Here is a 22,987-nt window from a genome sequence, read left to right as displayed (position 1 = left end):
CCCGCACGGCGCGTCCGGCGGGATGTTTCGTTTCAAGGACACATCGTGGCTCAGGCCCTACACCAATCCTCCATCACATCACTGCCTCTGCTGGGGCGCGGCAAGGTGCGCGATATGTATGCCGTCGGCGACGACAAGCTGCTTATCGTGGCCAGCGATCGCATCTCGGCGTTCGACGTCATTCTCGACGATCCTATCCCCGGCAAAGGGCAGGTGCTTACGCAACTGACGTCGTATTGGCTGGACAGGCTTGCCCATGTTCTGCCCAATCACGCCACCGATATTGCGCCAGAGGATGTCGTGACGCCGCAGGAGCGGGATCAGGTGACGGGCCGGGCTGTGGTGGTCAAGCGACTCAAGCCCATTCTGGTCGAGGCAGTGGCGCGCGGTTATTTGATCGGATCGGGTTGGAAGGATTACCAGGCCACGGGCGCCGTGTGCGGCATTGCGCTGCCGCCGGGATTGAAACAGGCAGGCAAGCTTCCCGAGCCGATTTTCACGCCTGCGGCCAAGGCTGAGTTCGGCACCCACGATGAGAACGTCGACTTCGATTATGTGGTCAAGGAAGTGGGCAGCGACCTGGCGGTGCAAATACGCGACATCACCCTGCAGTTGTATGCCGAGGCTTCCCGCCACGCGGCAGACAAAGGCATCATTATTGCCGATACCAAGTTCGAATTTGGCCTGGACGAAGCCGGAAGGCTGCATCTCATGGACGAGGTCCTGACACCCGATTCCTCGCGATTCTGGCCGGCTGATCAGTATGCGGAAGGCACCAGCCCGCCGTCGTTCGACAAACAGTTCGTGCGTGACTGGCTTGAGACACAGGTGTGGGACAAGACGCCGCCGGCGCCGAGGCTGCCAGCCGATGTGCTGGCAAAAACCGCCGCCAAGTACCGCGAAGCACTGGACCGATTGACGGCAGCCTAGATCGCCGCCGCGCAGAACAGGTTTTTCAAACGGAATCCTCATGACAGCATCGACCTCGAATCATTCTCCCGCCGTAGCCGGCCGCGGCACTGTGGGTGCGCCCGTGGCGGGTGTCATCATGGGCTCGTCGAGCGACTGGGAGATCATGCGGCATGCGGTTGCCATGCTTGACGAGTTCGGCATTCCTTGCGAAACGCGCGTCATATCCGCCCACCGCATGCCTTTGGATATGGCGGAGTATGGCGCCAGTGCGGCGAAGCGGGGGTTGCGCGGCATCATCGCAGGAGCAGGCGGCGCCGCGCATTTGCCTGGCATGATGGCGGCCTTGACGCCGGTTCCGGTATATGGCGTCCCCGTGCCGTCACGCTATTTGCGTGGTGAAGATTCCCTGTTGTCCATTGTGCAGATGCCGCGCGGCGTGCCGGTGGCCACGTTCGCCATCGGCGAGGCTGGCGCCGCGAATGCCGCCCTGCATCTGATCGCTTGCCTGGCCACGACAGATGCCGCCTTGCAGGAAAAGTTGTCAGCCTTCCGCGCGCGTCAGACCGATGCGGCGCGCAACATGGCCGTGCCGCCGCCGGGTGCGTAGGCAAGGGCATCCACATCTGTGGCCATAGCGCCAAATCCGCGCATCTTCTTTGTTTTCCGCGTACAGGTTTTTCATCATGAGTGATAATTCCGCCGATTTTTATCTCCCGCCGGGGAGTTGGCTGGGCATGATCGGCGGCGGCCAGTTGGGCCGCATGTTCTGTCAGGCCGCGCAGGCCATGGGCTACAAGGTCGCGGTACTGGATCCCGACGAGCACAGTCCCACGGGAGCGGTGGCGGAGCTCCATATTCAGGCTGGCTATCGCGACGAGGCGGGACTGGCGCGGCTGGCCGAGCGCTGCAAGGCAATCAGTACGGAATTCGAGAATGTGCCTGCCGACAGCCTTGACGTATTGGCGCGCACGTCGGCGGTGAGCCCAGGCGCCCATGCCGTGGCCATTGTCCAGGATCGCATCAGCGAGAAGGCCTTTATCGAGAAAGCAGGTGTGCCTGTGGCGCCGTACGTGGCTGTCCGCGATGAAGCCGATATCCAGGGCGCGCCCGTGGCACTCTTTCCGGGCATTCTGAAGGTTGCGCGTCTGGGCTACGACGGCAAAGGCCAGGCGCGCGTGCGCACTCGCGAAGAGGCGCTGGACGCATTTCGTGCGTTTTCCGGGGCGGAATGCGTGCTTGAGGCCATGCTGCCCTTGGATTACGAACTGTCCGTGGTGCTTGCACGCGGGCGCGATGGCGCTACGGCGCTGTACCCGTCGGCACGCAACGAGCACCGTGACGGCATACTTGCCGTTTCAACCGTCGATGCGGCATTGAGCGCTTCAGCCGCTGATGCGGGTAGCGGCGAAGCGGGCAATACAGCGGATGCATCCTTGTGGGAATCCGATAACATCGACGCGCAGGCCGAGCGTGCCGCCGTGGCCATCGCGACGGCGCTCGAGTATGTGGGCGTCATGTGTGTGGAGTTCTTTGTGCTTCAGGACGGCAGCCTGGTTGCCAATGAAATTGCGCCCCGGCCGCACAACAGCGGGCATTACACCCTGGACGCCTGCGCATGCAGCCAGTTCGAACAGCAGGCGCGCGTCATGGCCGGACTACCACTGGGCGATACGCGCTGCCTGACCAATGCCGTTATGCTCAATATCCTGGGCGACGTCTGGTTCGATTCGGATAGCGGCACGCTCCGCGAGCCCGACTGGCGTCGCGTCCTGTCGGTGCCCGGCGCCCGCCTGCATTTGTATGGCAAGGCTGAAGCGCGGCGAGGCCGTAAGATGGGGCATGTGAATATCGTCGGCGCCACGCTGGCGCAGGCACAGTCGGGCGCGGCGCGTGTTGCGGCGGCACTGGGCATTGCCTGGTCCACGCAGCCATGACTCAGGACATGTCCAGCCTGCTGGCCGAAGCGGCGCGGCGCCTCGATGCAGGCGGGCTGGTGGCGTTTCCTACCGAAACCGTCTACGGCCTGGGTGCGGATGCCGAGAATCCCGAGGCGATAGCCGCCATCTACGCTGCCAAGGGAAGACCTTCCAGCCATCCCGTCATTGTGCATGTCGCGCCCGAGGCGGATCTGCTTTATTGGGCCGCTTCCGTGCCGCCCCAGGCTCAGGCGCTCATACAGGCTTTTTGGCCAGGCCCGCTTACGCTGATTCTGCCGCGCGCTCGTCATGTGCCGCCTGCTGTCAGCGGCGGGCAGGACAGCGTGGGGCTGCGCTGTCCTTCGCATCCCGTGGCGCAGGCCCTGCTGAGGCAGTTCGCATCGCTGCGCCGCAGCGGCCAGGCTGGTGTGGCGGGCCCTTCGGCAAACAAGTTCGGTCAGGTTTCACCCACGCGGGCATCTCATGTGCGCAGCGAGTTCCAGGATCTGGACGAGGACGCGCTTCTGGTGCTCGAAGGCGGCCCATCGCAAGTGGGCATTGAGTCCACGATAGTCGATGTCTCGCGCGTCGAGCAGGGTGTGGAGCCGGTACTGCTTCGGCCAGGGCATGTTACCGCCGCGCAGCTTGCGCAGGTGCTGGGAGGGGCGATTGCCCGACCCGATGCCGCGGCGCCGCGGGTGTCGGGATCGCTCAAGGCACACTACGCGCCCCGTACGCCACTGAAACTGATGAGCCGCGCCGCCATCGATGCGTGGGCGCAGACGGAGTCCGGCGCGGCCCGGCGGTGTGTGGCTGTGGTGTTCGATGCGCCTCCCGAGAATGCGGACAGCCAAATTGCCTGGCGCCGCCATGCTGCCGACGCGGCATCGTTTGCCAAAGATATGTATGCGCTGTTGCGCGACCTTGACCAAGGCGGCTACGATCTCATCGTCATGGAGCAGCCACCGCGCAGCGAGGCCTGGCGCGCGGTCAATGACCGGCTGGGCCGGGCTGCAGCCGCGTTCGAGGCCGCCGAGCCGAGCGCCGCGCCTGATTGAGGTGTCACACCCGGGGTGCTGCCCCGTATTCATACCCCGGGAGAGTCGGCGTGGTGTTGGCTCGCCGCCTACCGATTGAACTTCCACGCCTTTGAGGCCCTACACACCCAGAAAACGCGTGAGCAACGCCGACTGCTGCGCCAGGGCGGCGCTGTCGCGCGCTTCGACCACAATGCCTTTCTCCAGCACCACGCAGCGGTCGGTGTGCGCTAATACCTTGCGGTAATTGCGGTCGACGATGAGCGTTGCCACGCCTGTTTCTCGTATGGCCCGGATGATGCGCCAGATTTCGGCGATGACAAGCGGCGCCAGACCTTCGGTCGCCTCGTCGAGAATCAGCACATCCGGGTTGGTCATCAAGGCCCGGCCTATGGCCAGCATCTGCTGTTCGCCGCCGGAAAGCTGCTGTCCTCCATGGCCTAGCCTCTCCTGCAGGCGGGGAAATATCTGCAGGACGCTTGCGCACGTCCAGTCGCGGCGCCCATCGTAGCCAGGGCGTGCGGCCACCAGCAGGTTCTCACGCACATCAAGATTGGGAAAAATGCCGCGCCCTTCCGGCACATAAGCCACGCCCAGGCGGGCTACCTGATGCGGCCGCGCGCGCGTACTGTCTCTGCCTCGAATGATGATCTGTCCTTCAGTGGGTGCGACATGCCCCATGATGCTGCGGATCAGTGTGGATTTGCCCATGCCGTTGCGGCCCAGCAGGCCAATGGATTCGCCCGCGCGGATCTGCAGGTCAACACCGTGCAGGATGTGACTGGCGCCATAATGGACATGCAGGCCACTGGCCTGTACAAGCGGGGTCATGCGTCGTCCTCCCCAAGATAGGCAGCCTGTACTTGCGCATCGTCCCGTATGGTCTGGGGATCGCCATGTGCAATGACTGTGCCGTTGACCATGACGGTGATTTCATCCGAAATCCTGAACACGGCGTCCATGTCGTGTTCAATCAGCAGAACGGCATGGTCCGCCTTCAGCGAAGCCATCAGCTCGAGCATGCGCCCGGTTTCTTCGGCACCCATGCCGGCCAGCGGCTCGTCCAGCAGCAGGACATCGGGGCTTGTGGCCAGGCTCATCGCTATTTCAAGCTGCCGTTTTCCGCCATGCGAGAGCAGGCCGGCCACGCGTGAGCGCGCACTGTCCAGGCCGGCCAGGGCGAGTGCATGGTCGGCGGCCTCGTTGCTGGATCTGCAGTTGCGCGCCGCGATGTGCCAGTGCCAGAAGTGCTGGTGCCTGGCCTGCGCCGCGATACGGCAGTTTTCATGCACTGTCAGAGACGGAAAGATGGTTGTGCGCTGGTAGCTGCGCCCCATGCCGGCACGCGCCCTGCGCGGCTGCGGCCATGCGGTGACATCCTGGTCGCGCAGGAAAATCGTGCCGGCATGGGGCGCCAGCTCGCCAGCCAGTACGCTGACCAGTGTGGACTTGCCGGCGCCATTGGTGCCAATGACGGCATGTACAGCGCCACGCTTCAAGTCCAGCGACACATCGTCGATGGCGGTCAAACCGCCGAAACGTCGGGTGATATGGCGGGCAGATAGCAAGGGTTGCGGCATGGACGTGTCCTTCACAATGCGGATGCGGAAGACTTGGGCGTGCCCGCCTTCCCGCGCGGACGGCACCTCAATCCGGGCAGGCCAGCCAGGCCATGTGGCAGGATGGCGACCAGACCAATGATTGCGAGCCCGAAGGGCAGGTGCCAGTTCTTGGCGAAGTCGCCCAGCAATGCCTGGGACTGGAACACTTCCTGAAGCAGCGTCAGGGCCAGGGCGCCGACGATGGCGCCCCAGAGGCGGCCGGTTCCTCCCAGGATCACCATCAGCAACACGAGGCCGGACTGCTCCCAGGCCAGCAACTCGGGATTGACGAAACCATCCTTGGCTGCATATAGAAAACCGGCGACGCCGGCCAGGCCGCCAGCCACGATATAGGCGACCAGTTTGTAGCCATAGGTCGAGAAGCCGGCTGCACGCATGCGCTGCTCGTTCACGCGAATGCCGGTCAGTGCGGCGCCGAAGCGCGAGCGCATCAACATGGCCAGAAAGGCCCAGGTCAGCAGCAGGCAGGCCAGCGTGAACAGATAGAACCCATAAGGATGGTCGATGTTCAGCAGTACCAGTTCGCCGACACGAAGTTCGGGGCGAAAATAGAGATAAATGCCATCCGTGCCCCCGCCCACCGAGGTGTCGTGAAAGACGTAGTAGGCCATTTGCGCGAATGCGAGCGTCACCATGATGAAATAGATACCTCGCGTGCGCAGCGCGAGTGCGCCCGTCAGGCCCGCATAAACCATGGCGGCGATCATGGCCCCGGGCAGCAGCCAGAACATGTTGCCCGGGCCGGCCTGCGGCGCGAGAAGAGCGACAAAATATGCCGCAATGCCAAAGAAGGCGGCATGGCCCAGACTGGCAAGGCCGGCGCCGCCCACGAGCAGTTGCAGGCTGAGCGCAAACAGGGCGTAGATCATGATCTTGATCGTCAGGCCTGTATAGTAGTCGGACAGTGCCATGGGCAGCAGCGCGATCAGTCCGGCCAGGGCCAGCAGCGACAGGGCGCATAGAGTCTTGTGCATTTGTCAACCTTGCCGGAACAACCCTTCGGGCCTGAACAGGAGAATGGCGGCCATCAACAAGTACACCATGACGCCGGCCGCTGCGGGAAAGAACACCTGGCCAAAGGTATCGACGACGCCTACCAGCATGGCCGCTACGAACGCGCCCCGGATGGAGCCGATGCCGCCGATGACGACGACCACGAAACAAATGATGAGCACCGCATTGCCCATGCCGGGATAGACCGACGAGACCGGCGCCGCGACCGCTCCGGCGAGGGCGGCGAGTGCCACCCCGATGGCAAACACGATGCGGAACAGCCGGTTGATGTCTATACCCAGGGAGTCGATCATTTCCCGGTTGCTTGACCCCGCGCGTATCATCATGCCCAGCCGGGTTTTCGTCAGCACCCAGTACAGCAGCCCGGCCACCAGCAGACAGACAGCAGAAATAAAGAGCCTGTATACGGGATAAGTCATGACGCCGCCCAGCGGGATGGATCCCGCCAGCCAGTCCGGCACGGGCACGCTGTGCACATCGTTGTCTATGATGAGCGTGCGCAGTTCTTCGAACACGAGGATCAGACCGTAGGTCATGAGTACCTGCTGTAAATGGTCGCGGCTGTACAGGAAGCTGTAGAAGGCCCATTCGAGAACATAGCCCATGACTGCGGTCAGGGCGACGCAGGCCAGCAGCGTAACGGCGAAGCCCGCGCCCAGATGCTGGGCAACAAGCGGTTGCAGGGCAAAGGCCATATAGGCGCCGACCATGTAGAAGCTGCCGTGAGCGAGATTGATGATGCCCATGATGCCGAAGATCAGCGTCAAGCCGCTGGCTACCAGGAATAGCAGCAGGCCGTACTGGACCGCATTCAGGCACTGAATCAGAAAGATGACCGGATCCACGGCGGAGTCCTCCCGGTTTTGGGCGCGGTGCATGCGCGGCAAGTGCGTTTGCGCATCATGCCGCGCATGTGTGGCCGGTTGTTAGAGCCTGCAGCCGCGCGCCGGATCGGCAAGCGCCTTGGCGGCAATGCCAATGTCCTGGTTCTTGTGTCCCTGGACTTCACGCAGGTAGATGTCCTGGATGGGGTTGCCCGCCTTGGAGAGTGTGAATTTGCCACGCGGGCTGTCTATGGTGGCAGCGCTGATGGCCGCACGCATGGCATCCTTTTGCTTTACGTCGCCATTGACGGCTTTCAGTCCGGCCTCCAGCATCTGCGCGGCATCGTAGCCCTGTACGGCGTATACGTCGGGCGGCATGTCGGGGTATTGCTTGGCGTAGCTGGCCCGGAAGGCATTGTCGCGCGGCGTGTCGAGGCCGTCGGCATAATGCAGGGTTGTCAGTATGCCTTTGGCTGCGTCACCCTGCGCCTCCAGCGTGCCGTCGGTCAGGAAACCGCTGCCCAGCAAAGGTATGGTTTGGTTCAAGCCTGATGCGGCATAATCCTGCACGAATTTGACCGCTCCGCCACCTGCGAAAAAGGTATACACCGCATCAGGTTTGAGCGACGCGATCTGCGTGAGCAGCGGCTGGAATTCCACCTTGGGAAAGGGCAGAGTGAGGTGCTCGATGACCTTGCCGCCGGCTTTCTCAAACGATTCTTTGAAGCCGTTGGTGGATTCCTTTCCGGCAGCATAATTCCATGTAATGGTGACGGCGGTCTTGTAGCCCTTCTTTGCGGCCACAGGCCCCATGGCGTAGCCCGGCTGCCAGTTGGAGAACGAGGAGCGGAAAATTCCCTTGCTGCATAGCGGGCCGGTAATGGCATCGGCACCCGCGTTGGGGATGATGAGGGTAACATCCGCGTCCTTGGCGGCCTTGGCCAGTGCCATGGCCACGCCCGAATGCACGGTTCCGACCAGTATATCCACCTGATCGCGTTTGATAAGGCGGTTGGCGTTCTCGGGCGCCTTGGCGGGGTTGGACTCGTCGTCTACCTTGAAGTATTCGAGTTCCTGGCCCGCGAGCTTGCCGCCTTGCTCCATGACATAAAGCCGGAAACCATTTTCTATGGCTTCTCCCAGCTTTGCGTAGGTGCCGCTGTACGGCAGCATGAAGCCCACCTTGACAGCCGCACAGGCTGTGCCGGCACCCAGCGCCAGCAGCACCGCGAGCGCGCTGTGGGTCACGATTTTCTTCATTGTCTTCTCCTCGTTTTTATATAGGAAGGATACTGCCATGGGATGCGCACGAGGCGCGGTTCAATCGAGCGAATGAATCAATGCGGAGATCTCGGTGATGACGGCTGCGGGCTGGTCTTTGTGCGGCGAGTGGCGGCAATTGTCCAGAATCAGCGCACGGGCCTGGGGCGCATGCTTCCGGATGCTTTCCACCTGCCTCAGTGTGCCGTATTCGTCCTCTCTGCCTTGGATGACGCACAGCGGGCAGCGGATGCCGCTTACCGCCTCTTCGATATTCCAGTCGCGGAAAGCAGGATCAAGCCAGATATCGTTCCAGCCCCAGAAGGTCAGTTCGGGATACTGGTGATACCGCCCCAGCCGCTGCGGCAGGTCGGTTTCAAGCCAGGCCTGGCGTGCGGCGCATATGCTCTCCACGGTGATGTCTTCCACGAATACATGCGGCGCCGCCACGGCAATGGCCTTGACGCGCTCAGGGTACATTGCGCCATACAGCAGGGCAATGGAGGCGCCGTCGCTATGGCCGAACAAGACCGGGCGCTCATTCTCCAGCCCCAAGGCCCGCAGCAATGCCGGCAGCGCCTCACGGGCCTGATCGTGCATATACGTTACGGGCCAATGCTCTTGCTCTCCGCGCGGCGTGCTGGCGCCATAGCCGTTGCGCGAATACACCAGGCCTCGGCAGCCGGCAGCTTCGCACACCCGCGCGGGCCAGTCTTTCCACATGGAAAGCGACCCTAGTCCTTCATGCAGGAAGATGATCAGATCAGCCTCAGGTTTGTCAGCAGCGATGAGCTCGTATTCTATGGACAGGGGGCGGCCAAGCGCCTGAATCTCAGCGAAGCCGCGCGTGCCGGCCGGCGTGCTTACGGACATCATGGGTGAAGGCTCTCCATTTGGCGCAGGCGGAAGCGCTGTATTTTTCCAGTGGCGGTCTTGGGCAGGTCGTCGATGAAGTGTATCGTGCGCGGATACTTGAATGGCGCCAGATTCGCCTTGACGAAGGCCTGCAGCTCGGCCTGCACCGCCTCACAGGGCGCCGTGCCCGAACGCAGCACGACATAGGCGGTTGTCTTGACCAGGCCCTGGCCATCTGCCACGCCGATCACGGCGGCTTCCAATACAGCTGCATGCTGAACGAGCGTGTTCTCCACTTCGACTGGAGACACATACTGGCCGCTGACTTTGATCATGTCGTCGCTTCGGCCTGAATAGGTGTAGTAGCCATCTTCATCGCACACGTATTTGTCGCCGCTCTTTATCCAGTCGCCCAGGAAGGTCTCGCGGCTCTTGCTGCGATTGTGCCAGTACATCAGTGCAGCGCTCGGGCCTTTTATGTACAGGTCGCCGATGGCGCCTGGCGCCACCAGTCCTCCGTTTTCATCCCGCAATTGGACTTCATAGCCAGGCACCGGTTTGCCGGTTGTGCCGTAGCGTATATCGTCAGCGCGGTTGGAAAGAAAGATGTGCAGCATTTCAGTGGAGCCTATGCCGTCAAGAATCAGGCATCCGAAATGATCGGTGAAACGGTCTCCAATGTTGCGTGGCAGGGCTTCACCCGCCGAGGCGCAGACACGCATGGCCACCAGGCTTCTGTCAGGGATATCGTCATGTGCCAGCATGCCAGCATATAGCGTGGGCACGCCACAGAACACAGTGGGCTTGTGATCGACCAGTCGTTTGTAGACGGCGGCCGGGGTTGGCCGTTCGGCCATCAGCACAGTGGTCGCGCCCGCCGAAAGCGGAAAGGTCAACGCATTGCCCAGGCCATAGGCGAAAAAGAGCTTGGCCGCGGAGAACACGATATCGTCTTCTCGTACGCCCAGTATGGGCTTGCCATAGATCTCGGCTGTATGCCATAGATTGCCGTGGGTATGCACCACTCCCTTTGGCTGCCCGGTGGATCCCGAAGAGTACAGCCAGAACGCGACCTCGTCTGCCTGTGTCTGAACCGCCTGTGCCTCGCCGGCTTTCCGCAATCGGGTTGCCAGATCAATTTGGTCAGCCTGCGTCGCGTCGGCAGTGCCCGAGACGACGACATGCCGGACCTCGTGTCGCGCAAGGGCCAAGGCTTCCCGTACTGTTGCAAGCAGCGGCCCCGATGTGAACACGGCCTGGCAGCGGCTGTGTTCCATGATATAGGCCTGGTCCTGCGAGGTGAGCAGGGTATTGATGGCCACAGGGACAACGCCTGCGTAGAGCGCGCCTAGGAACACGACAGGCCAGTCCACGGTGTCGAGCATGACAAGCAGAATGCGCTCTTCCCGTCTCAGCCCCATCTCATGCAGCAACCCGGCGAACTTGGCGACCCGCTGTGCCAATTCACCATAGGACAGGCTGCCGGTGTCATCGATATAAGCAGTTTTTTCAGCGCGTCCGGCATTCACCTGCATGAGATGACTGGCGAAATTCAGTTGCGCGGGACAGGCTTGCATCAGATATCTCCGTCTATTTATAGTGCTTTATTGGCCCGGGGAGGCCAGGCGGCGCGCCCCGGGAAGGTGCCCTGGCGCGCGTTAAACTTGTGCATCCTGATGCAAAATTATGTCTTTTACCAAACCAAGTCAAGCACTATAATGCATATTCATCGTCAGATAAGGGTTTTTCTGGGTGAAAAATAAAGCAGTCGATCCCGCTTCCCCAGAACGCGGGCGTACAGTGTCCGCGGGTTCCGATGCGCGCGGCGAGGGCGCAGACCCTTTTCTGGCTGCGTTGGGGGAGCGGGTACGCCGGATGCGAGCCCGGCGCGGCATGACGCGAAAGGAGCTTGCCAGGGCCGCTTCCGTGTCGGAACGTCATCTTGCCAATCTGGAGCAGGGCGTGGGCAATGCGTCCATCCTCGTGCTGCGGCAGATTGCCTCCGCCTTCAATTGCGTGCTGGCGGAGCTGGTGGGCGATGTCACCACGTCCACCCCGGAGTGGCTGCTGATACGGCAGTTGCTTGAGGATCGCCCTGAGCAGGATCTGCAGCGCGCCAGGCAGTTGCTGGCCGAACTGTTTGACGATCCCGATGCCCAGCGGCGCAACAAGCTGCAGCAGATTGCCCTGATCGGACTGCGCGGCGCCGGCAAATCCACGCTGGGCCGTTTGCTGGCGGCCGATCTGGGGTATCCCTTCGTCGAGCTCAGTGCCGAAATCGAGCGGGTGGCCGGCTGCGGCATTCTCGAAATACACAGCCTCTATGGCCCCACGGCCTATCGCCGCTACGAGCGCCGCGCGCTTGAGGAATCTTTACAAATCTACCCGGAAATGGTGCTGGCCACGCCGGGCGGGCTTGTGTCCGAGCCTGGCACGCTGAATTTGCTGCTATCGCATTGCTACACCATCTGGCTGCGGGCCTCTCCCGAGGATCATATGCAGCGTGTCATGGCCCAAGGCGATTTCCGCCCCATGGCGGGCAACAACGAGGCCATGGCCGATCTCAAGCGTATTCTCTCCAGTCGTGAGGCCTTTTATGCGAAGGCCGACTGGCAATGTCTCACCAGCGAGGTCACCCTGCAGGACTGCTTTGCGCATTTGCGGGAGCATGTCCGCGAGGCAACTGGGCTGGAAGCCTAGGCCGTAAATCACGCATCTTGTCTGTGGTATGCATTTTTATGCATTTTTCTTGACGCATCCAAAAAAATGCAATATTCTGCATTTATAAATGGTGCGAAGGAATTATTATTCACTTCGCCGGAACGAGACAACAAGGGATGAATCATGAGCGATACCACCACATCTGTTGATTTCCGCACCGATCCCTCCCGGTATCGGCATTGGTCCATGACGTTCGATGGACCGGTGGCCACTCTGGCCATGGATGTTGCCGAGGACGGCGGCATCCGCCCGGGGTACAAGCTCAAGCTCAATTCGTATGACTTAGGCGTGGATATCGAACTTCATGACGCCTTGCAGCGCATCCGCTTCGAGCATCCCGAAGTGCGCACTGTCGTGGTGACCAGCCTCAAGGAACGGATTTTCTGCTCGGGCGCCAACATTTTCATGCTGGGCCTGTCCAGTCATGCCTGGAAGGTGAATTTCTGCAAGTTCACCAACGAAACCCGCAATGGCATGGAAGACAGCAGCCGGCACGGCGGGCTGAAATTCCTGGCCGCGCTCAACGGCGCCTGCGCCGGCGGTGGTTACGAACTGGCCATGGCCTGTGATGAAATTCTCCTGGTGGATGATCGCTCGTCGTCAGTTGCGCTGCCCGAGGTGCCGCTGCTGGGCGTCCTGCCTGGAACCGGCGGCCTTACCCGCCTGACGGACAAGCGCCGTGTGCGGCACGACCACGCCGATATTTTCTGTACGCTGGTCGAAGGCATACGAGGCCAGCGGGCTCAGGACTGGCGACTGGTCGACTCGGTGGCCAAGCCGGCACAGTTCTCCCAGGCTGTCCAGGCCCGGGCGCTTGAGTTGGCGGCGCAGAGTGATCGCCCGGCTGATGCTCAGGGGATCGCATTGACGCCGATTGAACGCACGGATTCCGCGGACGGGCTCGCCTATCGGCTTGTGCAGGTCGATATCGATCGCGGCAGACGCCTGGCAACCTGGACGGTGCGCGCGCCACAGTCGCCGCCCGCGCGGGATATCGAAGGCATACTGGGAGAAGGCGCTGCCTGGTGGCCGCTGCAGTTGGCACGTGAGCTTGACGACGCCATACTCAACATGCGTACCAACGAGCTGGATATCGGTACGTGGATATTCAAGACGGAGGGCGATCCGGCCCTGGTAATGGCAGTCGATGAGACGCTGGCGCGCGAAAGCGGCCACTGGTTTGTACGCGAGGTCGCGGGCATGCTGCGGCGCGCGCTTGCCCGCCTGGACGTTAGTTCCCGTTCGCTGTTTGCGCTGATCGAAGAAGGATCGTGCTTTGCCGGCACGCTGCTGGAACTGGCATTGGCATGCGATCGCATCTACATGCTTGACGATCCCGACGCCGGGCGACCGGCGAGGGTGGCCTTGAGCGAGCTGAACTTCGGCCACTATCCCATGGTAAGCGGGCAGAGCCGCCTGGCGCGCCGCTTCTATGACGAGGCACAGCCCATGCAGGCGTTGCGGGAACAGATCGGCGCCATGCTGGAGCCGGCGCAGGCTGAGGCACTGGGCCTGGTGACCTATGCCCTGGACGGCATCGATTGGCACGATGAGATACGCATCGCCATTGAGGAGCGCAGTGCGCTTTCGCCTGATTCGCTGACCGGCCTCGAGGCCAATCTTCGCTTCGGCGGACAGGAAACCATGGAGACACGGATATTCGGGCGTCTGTCTGCATGGCAGAACTGGATCTTCTATCGCCCCAATGCGTCGGGAGAAAAAGGCGCCCTGAAGTTGTACGGCAAGGGCGAGCAGGCGGCATTTGACTGGAATCGCGTGTAGCAGGCCCCAACACAACCCTCAGGAGCAAGAGACATGTCCGGCATCAATTACACAGACAAAATTCCCAACAACGTCAACCTTTCCAATGACCGTGCGCTGCAACGCGCTTTGGAACACTGGCAGCCCAACTATCTTAATTGGTGGCAGGAAATGGGCCCTGAGGGCGCCCAGAGTTTCGATGTCTATCTGCGAACGGCAGTCAGCGTCCAGCCTGACGGATGGGCGCATTTCGATCATGTGAAAATGCCGGATTACCGCTGGGGCATTTTTCTTGCGCCGCAAGATGGCGAACGCAAGATCCATTTCGGTGAGAACAAGGGCCGCGATGCATGGCAGGAGGCGCCGGGTGAACACCGCGCCAACCTGCGCCGCATTATCGTCACCCAGGGCGACACCGAGCCCGCATCAGTCGAACAGCAGCGGCACCTGGGCCTGACGGCGCCTTCTCAATACGATCTTCGCAACCTCTTCCAGGTCAATGTCGAGGAGGGCCGCCATTTGTGGGCCATGGTGTATTTGCTGCACCGCTACTTCGGACGTGATGGCCGGGAAGAGGCCGATGCCTTGCTGCAGCGCAATTCGGGTGACCAGGACAGCCCCAGGATCCTGGGCGCGTTCAATGAGAAGACGCCGGACTGGCTGGCATTCTTCATGTTTACCTACTTCACCGACCGGGATGGCAAGTTCCAGTTGTGCGCCCTGGCTGAGTCCGGTTTTGATCCGCTCGCCCGCACCACAAAATTCATGCTGACCGAAGAGGCCCATCATATGTTTGTGGGCGAGTCGGGCGTGTCGCGCATTCTCCAGCGCACCGCCGATGTCATGAACGAGCTGGGTACAGAGAACCCGGAGAGCGTGCGCGCAGCGGGTGTCATAGATCTCCAGACCATCCAGCGTTATTTGAATTTCCATTACAGCGTCACCATCGATCTGTTCGGGGCTGATCAGTCCTCCAACGCTGCCATTTTCTACAGCGCCGGACTGAAAGGCCGCTACGAGGAAGGCAAGCGAACGGATGACCATGTCCTGAAGCACGACACCTACAAGGTGCTGGAAGTGGCGGACGGTCGCCTGCGCGAGGTGGAAGTGCCCATGCTCAATGCCCTGAACGAAGTGCTGCGCGATGACTTCATCAAGGACTCGATGGCCGGGGTGGGCCGCTGGAACAAGGTGCTGGAAAAGAAGGGCATTGCCTTCCGGCTGCAGTTGCCGCACAAGGCCTTCAACCGCCGTATCGGCTCGCTAGCGGGCATACGCGTGGCGCCCGACGGCACGGTTGTGACGGAGGAACAATGGCGCGCTCACGAGCATGACTGGCTGCCCTCTGCGGAAGACCGCGAATTCGTGGCGTCGTTGATGGGCCGCGTGGTTGAGCCCGGAAAGTTTGCGAATTGGATCGCACCGCCGGTCATCGGCATCAACCGCCAGCCCGTGAACTTCGAATACATCCGGTTCAACTGAGCCGGAAGCCTGGCATCGAGGGAGGCGAACATGAACGCACCCATACCCGCACGCATCCTTAATCAGCACCTGATCGATCCCGAGGTCTGCATACGCTGCAACACCTGTGAGGAAACCTGTCCGATTGATGCCATAACCCACGACGACAACAATTATGTGGTCGATGCAAGCATCTGCCAGGCTTGCATGGCCTGTGTGCCGCCTTGCCCGACCGGTGCCGTGGATTCATGGATCAAGGTGCTCACGGATCAGCCTTATACGCTGGAGCAGCAGTTCTCCTGGGATGAACTGCCCGCTCCCCAGGCTCTGCCGGACGAGGCAGTCCTGGGTGCGGCGGACGAGCAGAAGTCCGGCGATGCCGCCCAGCCAGTTCAAGCGGGGGATGAGGGCGCGATCATGCTGGATGGCCTGCCATCCACGGCTGCGGGAGCCAGCATCCCGCCGTGGTCCGCGGCGCATCCCTATGTGAATCTGTACACGCACAAGAACCCGGTCACGGCGACAGTCGTGGGTAATTACAGGGTTAGCGGTGACGATACGGAGAGCGACATCCGCCATATTGTGCTGGATTTTGGCAGTACGACCTTTCCGGTGCTGGAAGGGCAGTCCATTGCTATTTTTCCGCCCGGCGCCGATGAAAATGGCAGGCCCTATCATGCGCGCCAGTATTCCATCGCCAGCCCGCGCGATGGCGAACGGCCGCGCTACAACAATCTTGCGCTAACGGTAAAGCGGGTCACCATCGGGCATGACGGCTCGCCGGTGCGCGGTGTATGTTCCAATTATCTGTGCGACTTGAAGAAGCACGATACGGTGCAGGTCATCGGGCCTTTCGGGCAGAGCTTCCTCATGCCCAATCATCCGGGCGCCAACATTGTGATGATTTGCACGGGAACAGGATCGGCGCCAATGCGCGCCATGACCGAGCATTGCCGCCGCCTGCTCAAGGACGCGGCTTTCGACGGTCGCCTCATGCTGTTCTTTGGCGCCCGCACGCAGGCCGAGCTGCCTTATTTCGGGCCGTTGATGAAGCTGCCGCGTGATTTCATCGATATCAATCTGGCCCTGTCGCGCGAGCCCGGCCAGCCCAAGCGCTATGTCCAGGATCTGATCCAGGAGCGTGGCGAGGACATGGCCGCCCTGCTGGGCAGCGCGCATACCTGCATTTATGTGTGCGGACTGAAGGGAATGGAGCAGGGCGTGCTTCAGGCCTTGGAGGCGGTGGCGGCCCAGGCGGGGCATGACTGGCCGGCGCTGCATGCGCAACTGAAGTCGCAGGGCCGCCTTCATTTTGAAACCTACTGAGGACACGGTTCACCGGGGGGAACGGCACCGATGCCCCGACAAACAGTTACACTGCTGGCTTCAGAAAAAGAGTGGAAGCAACATGAAATTCAGTGAACTGAAGGTGGGGATGGTCATCACCCATCCCCCCGTGGTCGTCAGCGAAGAAGAAATGCTGGCATTTGCCAAGGCCTATGACCCGCAGTGGTTCCATGTGGATCCCGAGCGAGCCCGGACGGGACGCTGGGATGGCCTGATTGCCAGTGGCTGGCTCACGTGCGGCATAGCCATGCGCATGGCGGTGGAAGCGGCCTTGCAGAATTCCGAGTCGTTCGGCTCTCCAGGGCTGGAAAAGCTGCGCTGGCTCAAGCCTGTGCGTCCTGGCGATGCGCTGCGCCTGGAGGCCAAGGTGGATTCCCTGCGCACGTCCGAGTCGCGCAAGGACCTGGGCATACTGCGTTGGACCTGGCGCGTGTTCAACCAGCGCGATGAGCAGGTCCTGGAGGTTGAGGCTACAAGCCTGTTCGACCTGGGAAGCGGCGTCTAGGCGGTTTTTTTCGCTTTGAGACTTCGGGGTTCGGTTCGGGCTAGCCAAAGAACCAATAGCAGATGCCTATGGATGCGAGCACCCCGGCCAGATCCGCGAGCACGGCGCATCCCACGGCGTGCCGCGCGCGCTGGATGCCGACGGCGCCAAAGTATACGGCCAGGACATAAAAGGTGGTTTCTGTGCTGCCCTGCACGGTGGCGGCCAGCAGGGCAGGGAAGCTGTCCACGCCAAAGTGCTGCATGGTTTCGATGAGCATGGCGCGCGCGGCGCTGCCCGAAAAAGGTTTGACCAATGCGGTGGGCAAAGCATCGACAAAGCGAGTATCCAGGCCAGCGCCATGCGCCAGCCAGCGTACTGCATCCAGAATGACATCCAGCGCGCCCGAGGCGCGCAGCACGCCAATGGCGCACAGCATGGCGACGAGGTAGGGCAGCAGATCACGTGCAATGCCAAAGCCTTCGCGCGCGCCTTCCACGAAACATTCATACACGGCCACCTTTTTCCAGGCCCCTGCCAGCAGGAAGGCCATGATGATGCCGAACAGTACCAGATTGCCCACCAGCGAGGACGTGGCCTGGATGGCGGCGGTGCTGAGCGTGGCGAGCGCGGCCATGATGCCGCCCAGCCCCAGGATGATGCCACCCAACCAGGCGAGGACAACGGGATCGTAGAGCTTGAGCCGCTGCATGAACGCGACCGACAGCAGGCCCACCAGCGAGGAGGCCGACGTGGCCAGCAATATGGGCAGGAACACCATGGCCGGATCGGGCGCACCTTGCTGCGCGCGGTACATGAAGATGGTGACGGGCAGCAGCGTGAGCGACGACGAGTTCAGCACCAGGAACAGGATTTGCGCGTTGGTGGCGGATTTCGGATCCGTGTTCAGGCTTTGTAGTTCGCGCATGGCCCGCAGCCCGATCGGCGTGGCCGCGTTGTCCAGCCCCAGACCGTTGGCGGCAAAGTTGAGCGTGATGAGCCCCAGGGCTGGATGGCCGCGCGGCACGCCCGGCATGAGCCGCGCGAACAGCGGGCCGAGAAGCCGGCTGAGCTTTTCGACCAGCCCCGCGGCTTCGGCGATGCGCAAAAAACCCAGCCATAGCGTCAAGGTGCCGAAAAGCAGGATCATGATCTGCACCGACAGGTCGGCCATGTCGAACAGGCCGCCCACGATACGGGCAAACACGTCGGTATCGTGCAGCACCAGCCATTGGTACAGGCCCGACAGGGCGCCTACGACGAAGAACGCGAGCCAGAGCGTATTGAGCATGAGGTCCTGATTTTCGGATTGCGGCAGACATGATTGTCGCAGACATTAGCTGGGTGAACCCAGACCCATATGGCGTCCGCCTGTTCAGGATGCCGTCTTTCAGGGGATAATGAATGTGTCTTGATATCTGGGAAGGTGCCTCATGAACTGGAGAGCCTGGCGTCGCCGCTGGTTGACGGAGCCGCTTTACCGTATGGGCCGCAAGGCCATGCCGCGTTTGTCCGATACCGAGAAAGAAGCCATTGATGCGGGCGATGTCTGGTGGGAGGCCCAGCTGTTTGCCGGCAAGCCCGACTGGCGGGCCATGCTCGACCTGCCGCCGGCAAGCCTTACCGCTGAAGAGCAGGCATTCCTGGATGGGCCGGTGGCGCAGGTTTGCCGCATGCTGCACGACTGGCAGATCAACTGGCACGATGGCGACCTGCCGCCCGAAGTCTGGTCCTTTCTCAAGGAGCAGGGTTTTTTCGGCATGATTATTCCCAAGGAGTACGGCGGGCTGGGCTTCTCCCCCTATGCGCATTCCGAGGTGGTGCGCCAATTATCCGTACGCTCCGTAACTGCGGCCGTGACGGCCATGGTGCCCAACTCACTGGGTCCAGGCGAACTGCTGCTGCAGTTCGGCACGCAGGCGCAACGCGACTACTGGCTGCCGCGACTGGCCAAGGGCCAGGAAATACCGTGTTTTGGCCTCACCAGTCCAGAAGCAGGGTCGGATGCGGCCTCCATGGTGGATACCGGCGTGGTGTGCCGCCAGGATGTCGATGGCATCGACACCTTGGGCATCCGCCTGAACTGGCGCAAGCGTTTTATTACATTGGCGCCGGTCGCCACCGTGCTGGGGCTTGCCTTCAAGCTGTCCGATCCCGATGGCCTGCTGGGTGGGGATCCCGAGCCCGGTATTTCCGTGGCCCTGGTGCCCACCAACCTGCCCGGCGTCGTGACGGGCAGGCGCCATCTGCCCGCGATGCAGGCCTTCCAGAACGGGCCCACGGAGGGGCATGATGTCTTCGTGCCCATAGATGCGCTAATCGGCGGTGCGGCGCAGGCCGGCAAGGGCTGGCAGATGCTGATGAGTGCGCTGGCGGCGGGGCGCGGCATCTCTCTTCCGTCGCTGTCTGCCGCCGCGTGCACATTTACGGCACACACATCGGGCGCCTATGCGCGGGTGCGGACACAGTTCGGCATTCCCATCGGCAAGTTCGAGGGCATCCAGGAAAAACTGGGGCGCCTGGCCGCCAATGCCTATCTGGTCGAAGCGGCGCGTCGCTATACATGTGCCGGACTGGCCACCGGCATCAAGCCGGCCGTGGTGTCGGCGATCATGAAGCTGCATGCCACCGAGCGCATGCGCGAATCGGTCAACGCCGCCATGGACATTCATGCAGGAAAGGCAGTCATCGATGGCCCCAGCAACTACCTGGGCAATCTGTATCGCGCGCTGCCTGTGGCCATCACCGTCGAAGGCGCGAACATTCTTACACGCAATCTCATTATTTTCGGCCAAGGCGCCATTCGCGCGCATCCCTACCTCATGCAGGAGATCCAGGCCATCAATAACCCCGATACCGCCAGGGGCGAAGACGATTTCGACGCGGTGATATGGCGGCATCTGGGCCATAGCACGCGCAACGCGCTTCGCGCCACCGGCCTGGCGTGGACGGCCGGGCAGTTTGCTAGCGTGCCACGCGGCGTGGGTGCGGCGGCGCCGTTCTATCGCGGACTTTCGCGTTGGACGTCGGCCTTTTCGCTGCTTTCCGAGATGGCGCTGCTCACCTTGGGCGGGACACTCAAGCGCAAGGAAATGTTGTCGGCAAGGCTGGGGGATATCCTGGCGGAGCTTTTCCTGTTGTCCGCCGTGCTGAAGCGCTGGCACGACGAGGGCCAGCACGAGGCCGATTTGCCGCTGGTGCGGTATTGTGCCCTGCATGCTTTCACGGCCATGGATCGCTGCATGGACGAAGTGCTGGTCAACCTACCAGCAAGATCTGTCGCGGGCCTGCTGCGTTTTCTGGTGCTGCCGCCCTGGTCGCGCGCACGGCGCACTCCCGACGCCATTACAGGCGATTGCGCCGAGATTCTGCTCGATCCGTCCACTGCCCGAGATCGTCTGGTCGGGGCCGTCTGGGAGGGGCACGACAGTCCCACGGTGGAACAGCTCGAGCGTGCCTACGAATTGGCCATCGACGCCCAACCGCTGCTGGACCGCATCCGCAAGGCGGGCTTCGATGACTGGCAGGCGGCGCATGCCCGGGGCGCCATCACCGACGAGCAGGCCAAGGTACTTGAGGCGGCCGAGGAATCGGCCGCCCAGGTCATAGAGGTCGATGATTTCGCGCCCCAGGACCTGAAGCGCGGGTGATGTCCGTCAGATCATCCCTTCTTGCTTGAAAACCGCGATCTGGTCTTCGTCATAGCCCAATTCCCCGAGAATAGCGGCGGCGTTCTCGCCCAGGTCCGGAATGCGGTCCATGCGCGCCTGGAATGCCGAGCTGGTGGCGGGTGGAATCAAGGCCGGCAGCGGGCCTACCGAACTGTCGATCTGGGTCCAGCGTTCTCGCTGCCGCAGTTGCGGATGGGCCCAGACATCCGCCATGGTATTGACGCTGGCATTCGCAATGGGGGCGGCTTCAAGCCGCTCGATGACCTGGGTGCGCGAGAGCGTTGCAAACTTGGTGACAATAAGGACGCGCAGAGCATCCTTGTTGCGCACGCGCAGCGAGTTTGAGCTGAAGCGTTCGTCGGAAGCAAGCTCAGGCTGCTCTAGCACCACGCTGCAGAATGCCGCCCATTCGCGTTCGTTCTGCAGGCCGAGCATGACTTCAGTACCGTCGCCAACGGGAAAAGGTCCATAAGGATAAATGGTGGCGTGCGACGCGCCCGCCCGGGGGGGCGGCGACGCGCCATCGAAAGCATAATACATGGGGAAACCCATCCATTCGACCATGCTTTCCAGCATGGACACGTCCAGGCGGCTGCCGACACCCGTGCGCTCGCGAAGCAGCAACGCAGACAGAATGCTGCTGTAGGCGTACATGCCGGCGGCGATATCGGAAATGGAACAGCCAGCCTTGGCTGGGTGCTCCGGCGTTCCGGTCACAGACAGGAAGCCGGCTTCGCTCTGGATGAGGAGGTCGTAGGCCTTCTTCTTTTCGTAGCTGCCGCCCTCGCCATAGCCGGAGATGTCGCAGACAATCAAGCGCGGATGGCCGGGGTGCAGGGCCTCGAAGGAAAGGCCAAGCCGTGCCGCCGCGCCTGGCGCCAGGTTCTGTACCAGCACGTCGGCTTTTTCCAGTAGTTTGTCCAGAATTTCGCGAGCCTCCGGGCGCTTGAGGTCGAGCGTGAGACTTTCCTTGGAGCGATTGGTCCAGACAAAATGGGATGCCAGGCCCTTGACCCGCTCATCGTATTTGCGCGCAAAGTCGCCGACCCCAGGCCGTTCGATCTTGATGACGCGCGCACCCAGATCGGCAAGCTGGCGGGTGCAGAACGGCGCCGCAATGGCGTGTTCAAGGCTGATGACGGTGATGCCTTCCAGAGGGCGCGGGTTGGTGCCTTGGACGGGAGTGTTGTGCATTATTTGAACTCCAGTTCTGCTTCGTGAGCCAGGGTATCGTCCTGCTCTATCCAGAGATGTGCCTTGCCTGCCTGGTCAATGCGGCCCGAAGACTGGAACGGGCGAGGCGAGAACAGGGGGCGCAGCCCGCGGTAGGACAGGGAAACGGGCGTGCGGTCTGGGTTGGCGCGTCGAAATGACCTGCACATCAGGGTGGCCAGCATGGGGCCATGTACGACAAGCCCAGGATAGCCTTCTTCCTGCGTGACGTAAGGATAGTCATAGTGGATGCGATGGCCGTTGAAGGTCACGGCGGAATAGCGATAGAGCATGATGCTGCTCGGCTCCACTGTTTCGGACCACTGGGCTTGCGGCGCCTGGGTGGAACCCTGCAGCCGGGGTGGGCTGGGTTCGCGGTAGACGATGTCCTGTTCCTCGTCTATGCATAACTGGCCATCCTGGCTGTATTGATGGCCGACGGTCACGAACAAAAGCTTGCCGGTGCGGCCTGTTTTCTCATTGATGGCCAGAATGGTGGATTGCTTGACTGCGGGGCTGCCAACGCGCAGGGGCTGCAGAAACGTGAGGCGTCCTCCCGCCCACATGCGGTTGCGATCATCAGCGGGAGGAAGAAACCCGCCCCGCTTGGGATGGCCGTCGCCACCGATTTCGGCGTAAGGAACGCCACGTATGAAATACGCCCATTGCCAGAGCAGGGGCAGTTCCTGGCCAGGTCCCGGCGCGGGCTCATCAAGAGTAAGGGCGACCTTTTCAGTGTGGCCTGCATCGAGGTTGTCGTGGATGGTTTCCTGACGGCCTATCCAGGCGCCGAGGTCTTGGGTGGTCATGGGTGTTCCTTGGTCTTGTCCGATTGCAGACAGATCTGCAAGGGATAGAGTGCCTCCATCCGGCGGATTTTTGAATTTGTT

Annotated in this window: 20 protein-coding genes; 10 read left to right on the top strand and 10 right to left on the bottom strand. The window is 61.9% G+C overall.

Annotated features, from left to right (window positions below):
• Positions 1-45: 45 nt before the first annotated feature.
• The 4 genes from ERD78_RS17670 to ERD78_RS17655 all read left to right on the top strand — a co-directional run bounded on the left by ERD78_RS17670 (position 46) and on the right by ERD78_RS17655 (position 3,886).
• Positions 46-930 (top strand): phosphoribosylaminoimidazolesuccinocarboxamide synthase, encoded by an 885-nt coding sequence (locus ERD78_RS17670; RefSeq protein ID WP_129970989.1) that lies wholly within the window; start codon positions 46-48, stop codon positions 928-930.
• 40 nt (positions 931-970) lie between these two features.
• Positions 971-1,519 carry a 5-(carboxyamino)imidazole ribonucleotide mutase gene (purE, locus tag ERD78_RS17665; protein WP_129970987.1) on the top strand — a complete coding sequence of 183 codons (549 nt, stop codon included), beginning with the start codon at positions 971-973 and terminating at the stop codon, positions 1,517-1,519.
• A 76-nt stretch (positions 1,520-1,595) separates the two neighbouring features.
• The gene (locus ERD78_RS17660) at positions 1,596-2,846 is read left to right on the top strand and encodes a 5-(carboxyamino)imidazole ribonucleotide synthase (protein WP_129970985.1); all 1,251 of its coding nucleotides are present in this window, start codon (positions 1,596-1,598) and stop codon (positions 2,844-2,846) included.
• Positions 2,843-3,886: an L-threonylcarbamoyladenylate synthase gene (locus ERD78_RS17655; RefSeq protein WP_129970983.1), complete on the top strand. Its 1,044-nt coding sequence runs from the start codon at positions 2,843-2,845 to the stop codon at positions 3,884-3,886. Before ERD78_RS17660 ends, ERD78_RS17655 begins: the two co-directional genes overlap by 4 nt.
• 99 nt (positions 3,887-3,985) lie before the next feature.
• Here ERD78_RS17655 and ERD78_RS17650 read toward each other — a convergent pair whose 3' ends face one another.
• From ERD78_RS17650 to ERD78_RS17620, 7 genes are all read right to left on the bottom strand, one after another.
• Positions 3,986-4,696, bottom strand: coding sequence for an ABC transporter ATP-binding protein (locus ERD78_RS17650; RefSeq protein ID WP_129970981.1), 711 nt, complete (start codon positions 4,694-4,696; stop codon positions 3,986-3,988).
• Positions 4,693-5,445, bottom strand: coding sequence for an ABC transporter ATP-binding protein (locus tag ERD78_RS17645; protein ID WP_129970979.1), 753 nt, complete (start codon positions 5,443-5,445; stop codon positions 4,693-4,695). The genes ERD78_RS17650 and ERD78_RS17645 overlap by 4 nt, the downstream gene beginning before the upstream one ends.
• Before the next feature lie 11 nt (positions 5,446-5,456).
• The gene (locus tag ERD78_RS17640) at positions 5,457-6,461 is read right to left on the bottom strand and encodes a branched-chain amino acid ABC transporter permease (RefSeq protein WP_129970977.1); all 1,005 of its coding nucleotides are present in this window, start codon (positions 6,459-6,461) and stop codon (positions 5,457-5,459) included.
• Between the two features lie 3 nt (positions 6,462-6,464).
• Positions 6,465-7,346 (bottom strand): branched-chain amino acid ABC transporter permease, encoded by an 882-nt coding sequence (locus tag ERD78_RS17635; protein WP_129970974.1) that lies wholly within the window; start codon positions 7,344-7,346, stop codon positions 6,465-6,467.
• Between the two features lie 81 nt (positions 7,347-7,427).
• Positions 7,428-8,585, bottom strand: coding sequence for an ABC transporter substrate-binding protein (locus ERD78_RS17630; protein WP_129970972.1), 1,158 nt, complete (start codon positions 8,583-8,585; stop codon positions 7,428-7,430).
• A 60-nt stretch (positions 8,586-8,645) separates the two neighbouring features.
• Positions 8,646-9,458 carry an alpha/beta fold hydrolase gene (locus ERD78_RS17625; RefSeq protein WP_129971091.1) on the bottom strand — a complete coding sequence of 271 codons (813 nt, stop codon included), beginning with the start codon at positions 9,456-9,458 and terminating at the stop codon, positions 8,646-8,648.
• Complete coding sequence (locus tag ERD78_RS17620) at positions 9,458-11,017, bottom strand: benzoate-CoA ligase family protein (RefSeq protein ID WP_129970970.1); 1,560 nt, start codon at positions 11,015-11,017, stop codon at positions 9,458-9,460. Before ERD78_RS17620 ends, ERD78_RS17625 begins: the two co-directional genes overlap by 1 nt.
• A 223-nt stretch (positions 11,018-11,240) precedes the next feature.
• Here ERD78_RS17620 and ERD78_RS17615 point away from each other — a divergent pair, with 223 nt between their 5' ends.
• The 5 genes from ERD78_RS17615 to ERD78_RS17595 all read left to right on the top strand — a co-directional run bounded on the left by ERD78_RS17615 (position 11,241) and on the right by ERD78_RS17595 (position 17,235).
• Positions 11,241-12,140 (top strand): helix-turn-helix transcriptional regulator, encoded by a 900-nt coding sequence (locus ERD78_RS17615; RefSeq protein WP_129971089.1) that lies wholly within the window; start codon positions 11,241-11,243, stop codon positions 12,138-12,140.
• A gap of 144 nt (positions 12,141-12,284) precedes the next feature.
• Entirely contained in the window at positions 12,285-13,943 is a 1,659-nt protein-coding gene (boxC, locus tag ERD78_RS17610; RefSeq protein WP_129970969.1) for a 2,3-epoxybenzoyl-CoA dihydrolase, read from the top strand.
• Positions 13,944-13,976: 33 nt separating this feature from the next.
• The gene (gene boxB / locus ERD78_RS17605; protein ID WP_129970967.1) at positions 13,977-15,404 is read left to right on the top strand and encodes a benzoyl-CoA 2,3-epoxidase subunit BoxB; all 1,428 of its coding nucleotides are present in this window, start codon (positions 13,977-13,979) and stop codon (positions 15,402-15,404) included.
• A gap of 30 nt (positions 15,405-15,434) precedes the next feature.
• Positions 15,435-16,709, top strand: coding sequence for a benzoyl-CoA 2,3-epoxidase subunit BoxA (boxA, locus tag ERD78_RS17600; RefSeq protein ID WP_129970965.1), 1,275 nt, complete (start codon positions 15,435-15,437; stop codon positions 16,707-16,709).
• 82 nt (positions 16,710-16,791) lie between these two features.
• Positions 16,792-17,235 (top strand): MaoC family dehydratase, encoded by a 444-nt coding sequence (locus ERD78_RS17595; protein ID WP_129970964.1) that lies wholly within the window; start codon positions 16,792-16,794, stop codon positions 17,233-17,235.
• A 40-nt stretch (positions 17,236-17,275) separates the two neighbouring features.
• On the opposite strand, the gene ERD78_RS17590 is transcribed toward ERD78_RS17595, so the two are convergent.
• Positions 17,276-18,505 (bottom strand): nucleoside recognition domain-containing protein, encoded by a 1,230-nt coding sequence (locus ERD78_RS17590; protein WP_129970963.1) that lies wholly within the window; start codon positions 18,503-18,505, stop codon positions 17,276-17,278.
• 142 nt (positions 18,506-18,647) lie between these two features.
• Here ERD78_RS17590 and ERD78_RS17585 point away from each other — a divergent pair, with 142 nt between their 5' ends.
• Entirely contained in the window at positions 18,648-20,864 is a 2,217-nt protein-coding gene (locus ERD78_RS17585; protein WP_129970962.1) for an acyl-CoA dehydrogenase, read from the top strand.
• A gap of 6 nt (positions 20,865-20,870) precedes the next feature.
• On the opposite strand, the gene ERD78_RS17580 is transcribed toward ERD78_RS17585, so the two are convergent.
• Positions 20,871-22,079, bottom strand: coding sequence for a CaiB/BaiF CoA transferase family protein (locus ERD78_RS17580; RefSeq protein WP_129970960.1), 1,209 nt, complete (start codon positions 22,077-22,079; stop codon positions 20,871-20,873).
• Positions 22,079-22,906, bottom strand: coding sequence for an HTD2 family dehydratase (locus ERD78_RS17575; protein WP_129970958.1), 828 nt, complete (start codon positions 22,904-22,906; stop codon positions 22,079-22,081). Before ERD78_RS17575 ends, ERD78_RS17580 begins: the two co-directional genes overlap by 1 nt.
• Positions 22,907-22,987: the final 81 nt, after the last annotated feature.

Origin of the sequence: Allopusillimonas soli, assembly GCF_004153445.1 — a bacterium.
Lineage (GTDB): Bacteria > Pseudomonadota > Gammaproteobacteria > Burkholderiales > Burkholderiaceae_B > Allopusillimonas > Allopusillimonas soli.
The sequence above is the reverse complement of the archived record's forward strand: the minus strand, read 5'-3'. Positions and strand labels throughout refer to the sequence as shown.

Bases quoted from the DNA above. Each gene is read 5' to 3' on its own strand.
- purE (WP_129970987.1), top strand. From the start codon at position 971: ATGACAGCATCGACCTCGAATCATTCTCCCGCCGTAGCCGGCCGCGGC.
- ERD78_RS17660 (WP_129970985.1), top strand. From the start codon at position 1,596: ATGAGTGATAATTCCGCCGATTTTTATCTCCCGCCGGGGAGTTGGCTG.
- ERD78_RS17655 (WP_129970983.1), top strand. From the start codon at position 2,843: ATGACTCAGGACATGTCCAGCCTGCTGGCCGAAGCGGCGCGGCGCCTC.
- ERD78_RS17650 (WP_129970981.1), bottom strand. From the start codon at position 4,696: ATGACCCCGCTTGTACAGGCCAGTGGCCTGCATGTCCATTATGGCGCC.
- ERD78_RS17645 (WP_129970979.1), bottom strand. From the start codon at position 5,445: ATGCCGCAACCCTTGCTATCTGCCCGCCATATCACCCGACGTTTCGGC.
- ERD78_RS17640 (WP_129970977.1), bottom strand. From the start codon at position 6,461: ATGCACAAGACTCTATGCGCCCTGTCGCTGCTGGCCCTGGCCGGACTG.
- ERD78_RS17630 (WP_129970972.1), bottom strand. From the start codon at position 8,585: ATGAAGAAAATCGTGACCCACAGCGCGCTCGCGGTGCTGCTGGCGCTG.
- ERD78_RS17625 (WP_129971091.1), bottom strand. From the start codon at position 9,458: ATGTCCGTAAGCACGCCGGCCGGCACGCGCGGCTTCGCTGAGATTCAG.
- ERD78_RS17620 (WP_129970970.1), bottom strand. From the start codon at position 11,017: ATGCAAGCCTGTCCCGCGCAACTGAATTTCGCCAGTCATCTCATGCAG.
- boxC (WP_129970969.1), top strand. From the start codon at position 12,285: ATGAGCGATACCACCACATCTGTTGATTTCCGCACCGATCCCTCCCGG.
- boxB (WP_129970967.1), top strand. From the start codon at position 13,977: ATGTCCGGCATCAATTACACAGACAAAATTCCCAACAACGTCAACCTT.
- boxA (WP_129970965.1), top strand. From the start codon at position 15,435: ATGAACGCACCCATACCCGCACGCATCCTTAATCAGCACCTGATCGAT.
- ERD78_RS17595 (WP_129970964.1), top strand. From the start codon at position 16,792: ATGAAATTCAGTGAACTGAAGGTGGGGATGGTCATCACCCATCCCCCC.
- ERD78_RS17590 (WP_129970963.1), bottom strand. From the start codon at position 18,505: ATGCTCAATACGCTCTGGCTCGCGTTCTTCGTCGTAGGCGCCCTGTCG.
- ERD78_RS17585 (WP_129970962.1), top strand. From the start codon at position 18,648: ATGAACTGGAGAGCCTGGCGTCGCCGCTGGTTGACGGAGCCGCTTTAC.
- ERD78_RS17580 (WP_129970960.1), bottom strand. From the start codon at position 22,079: ATGCACAACACTCCCGTCCAAGGCACCAACCCGCGCCCTCTGGAAGGC.
- ERD78_RS17575 (WP_129970958.1), bottom strand. From the start codon at position 22,906: ATGACCACCCAAGACCTCGGCGCCTGGATAGGCCGTCAGGAAACCATC.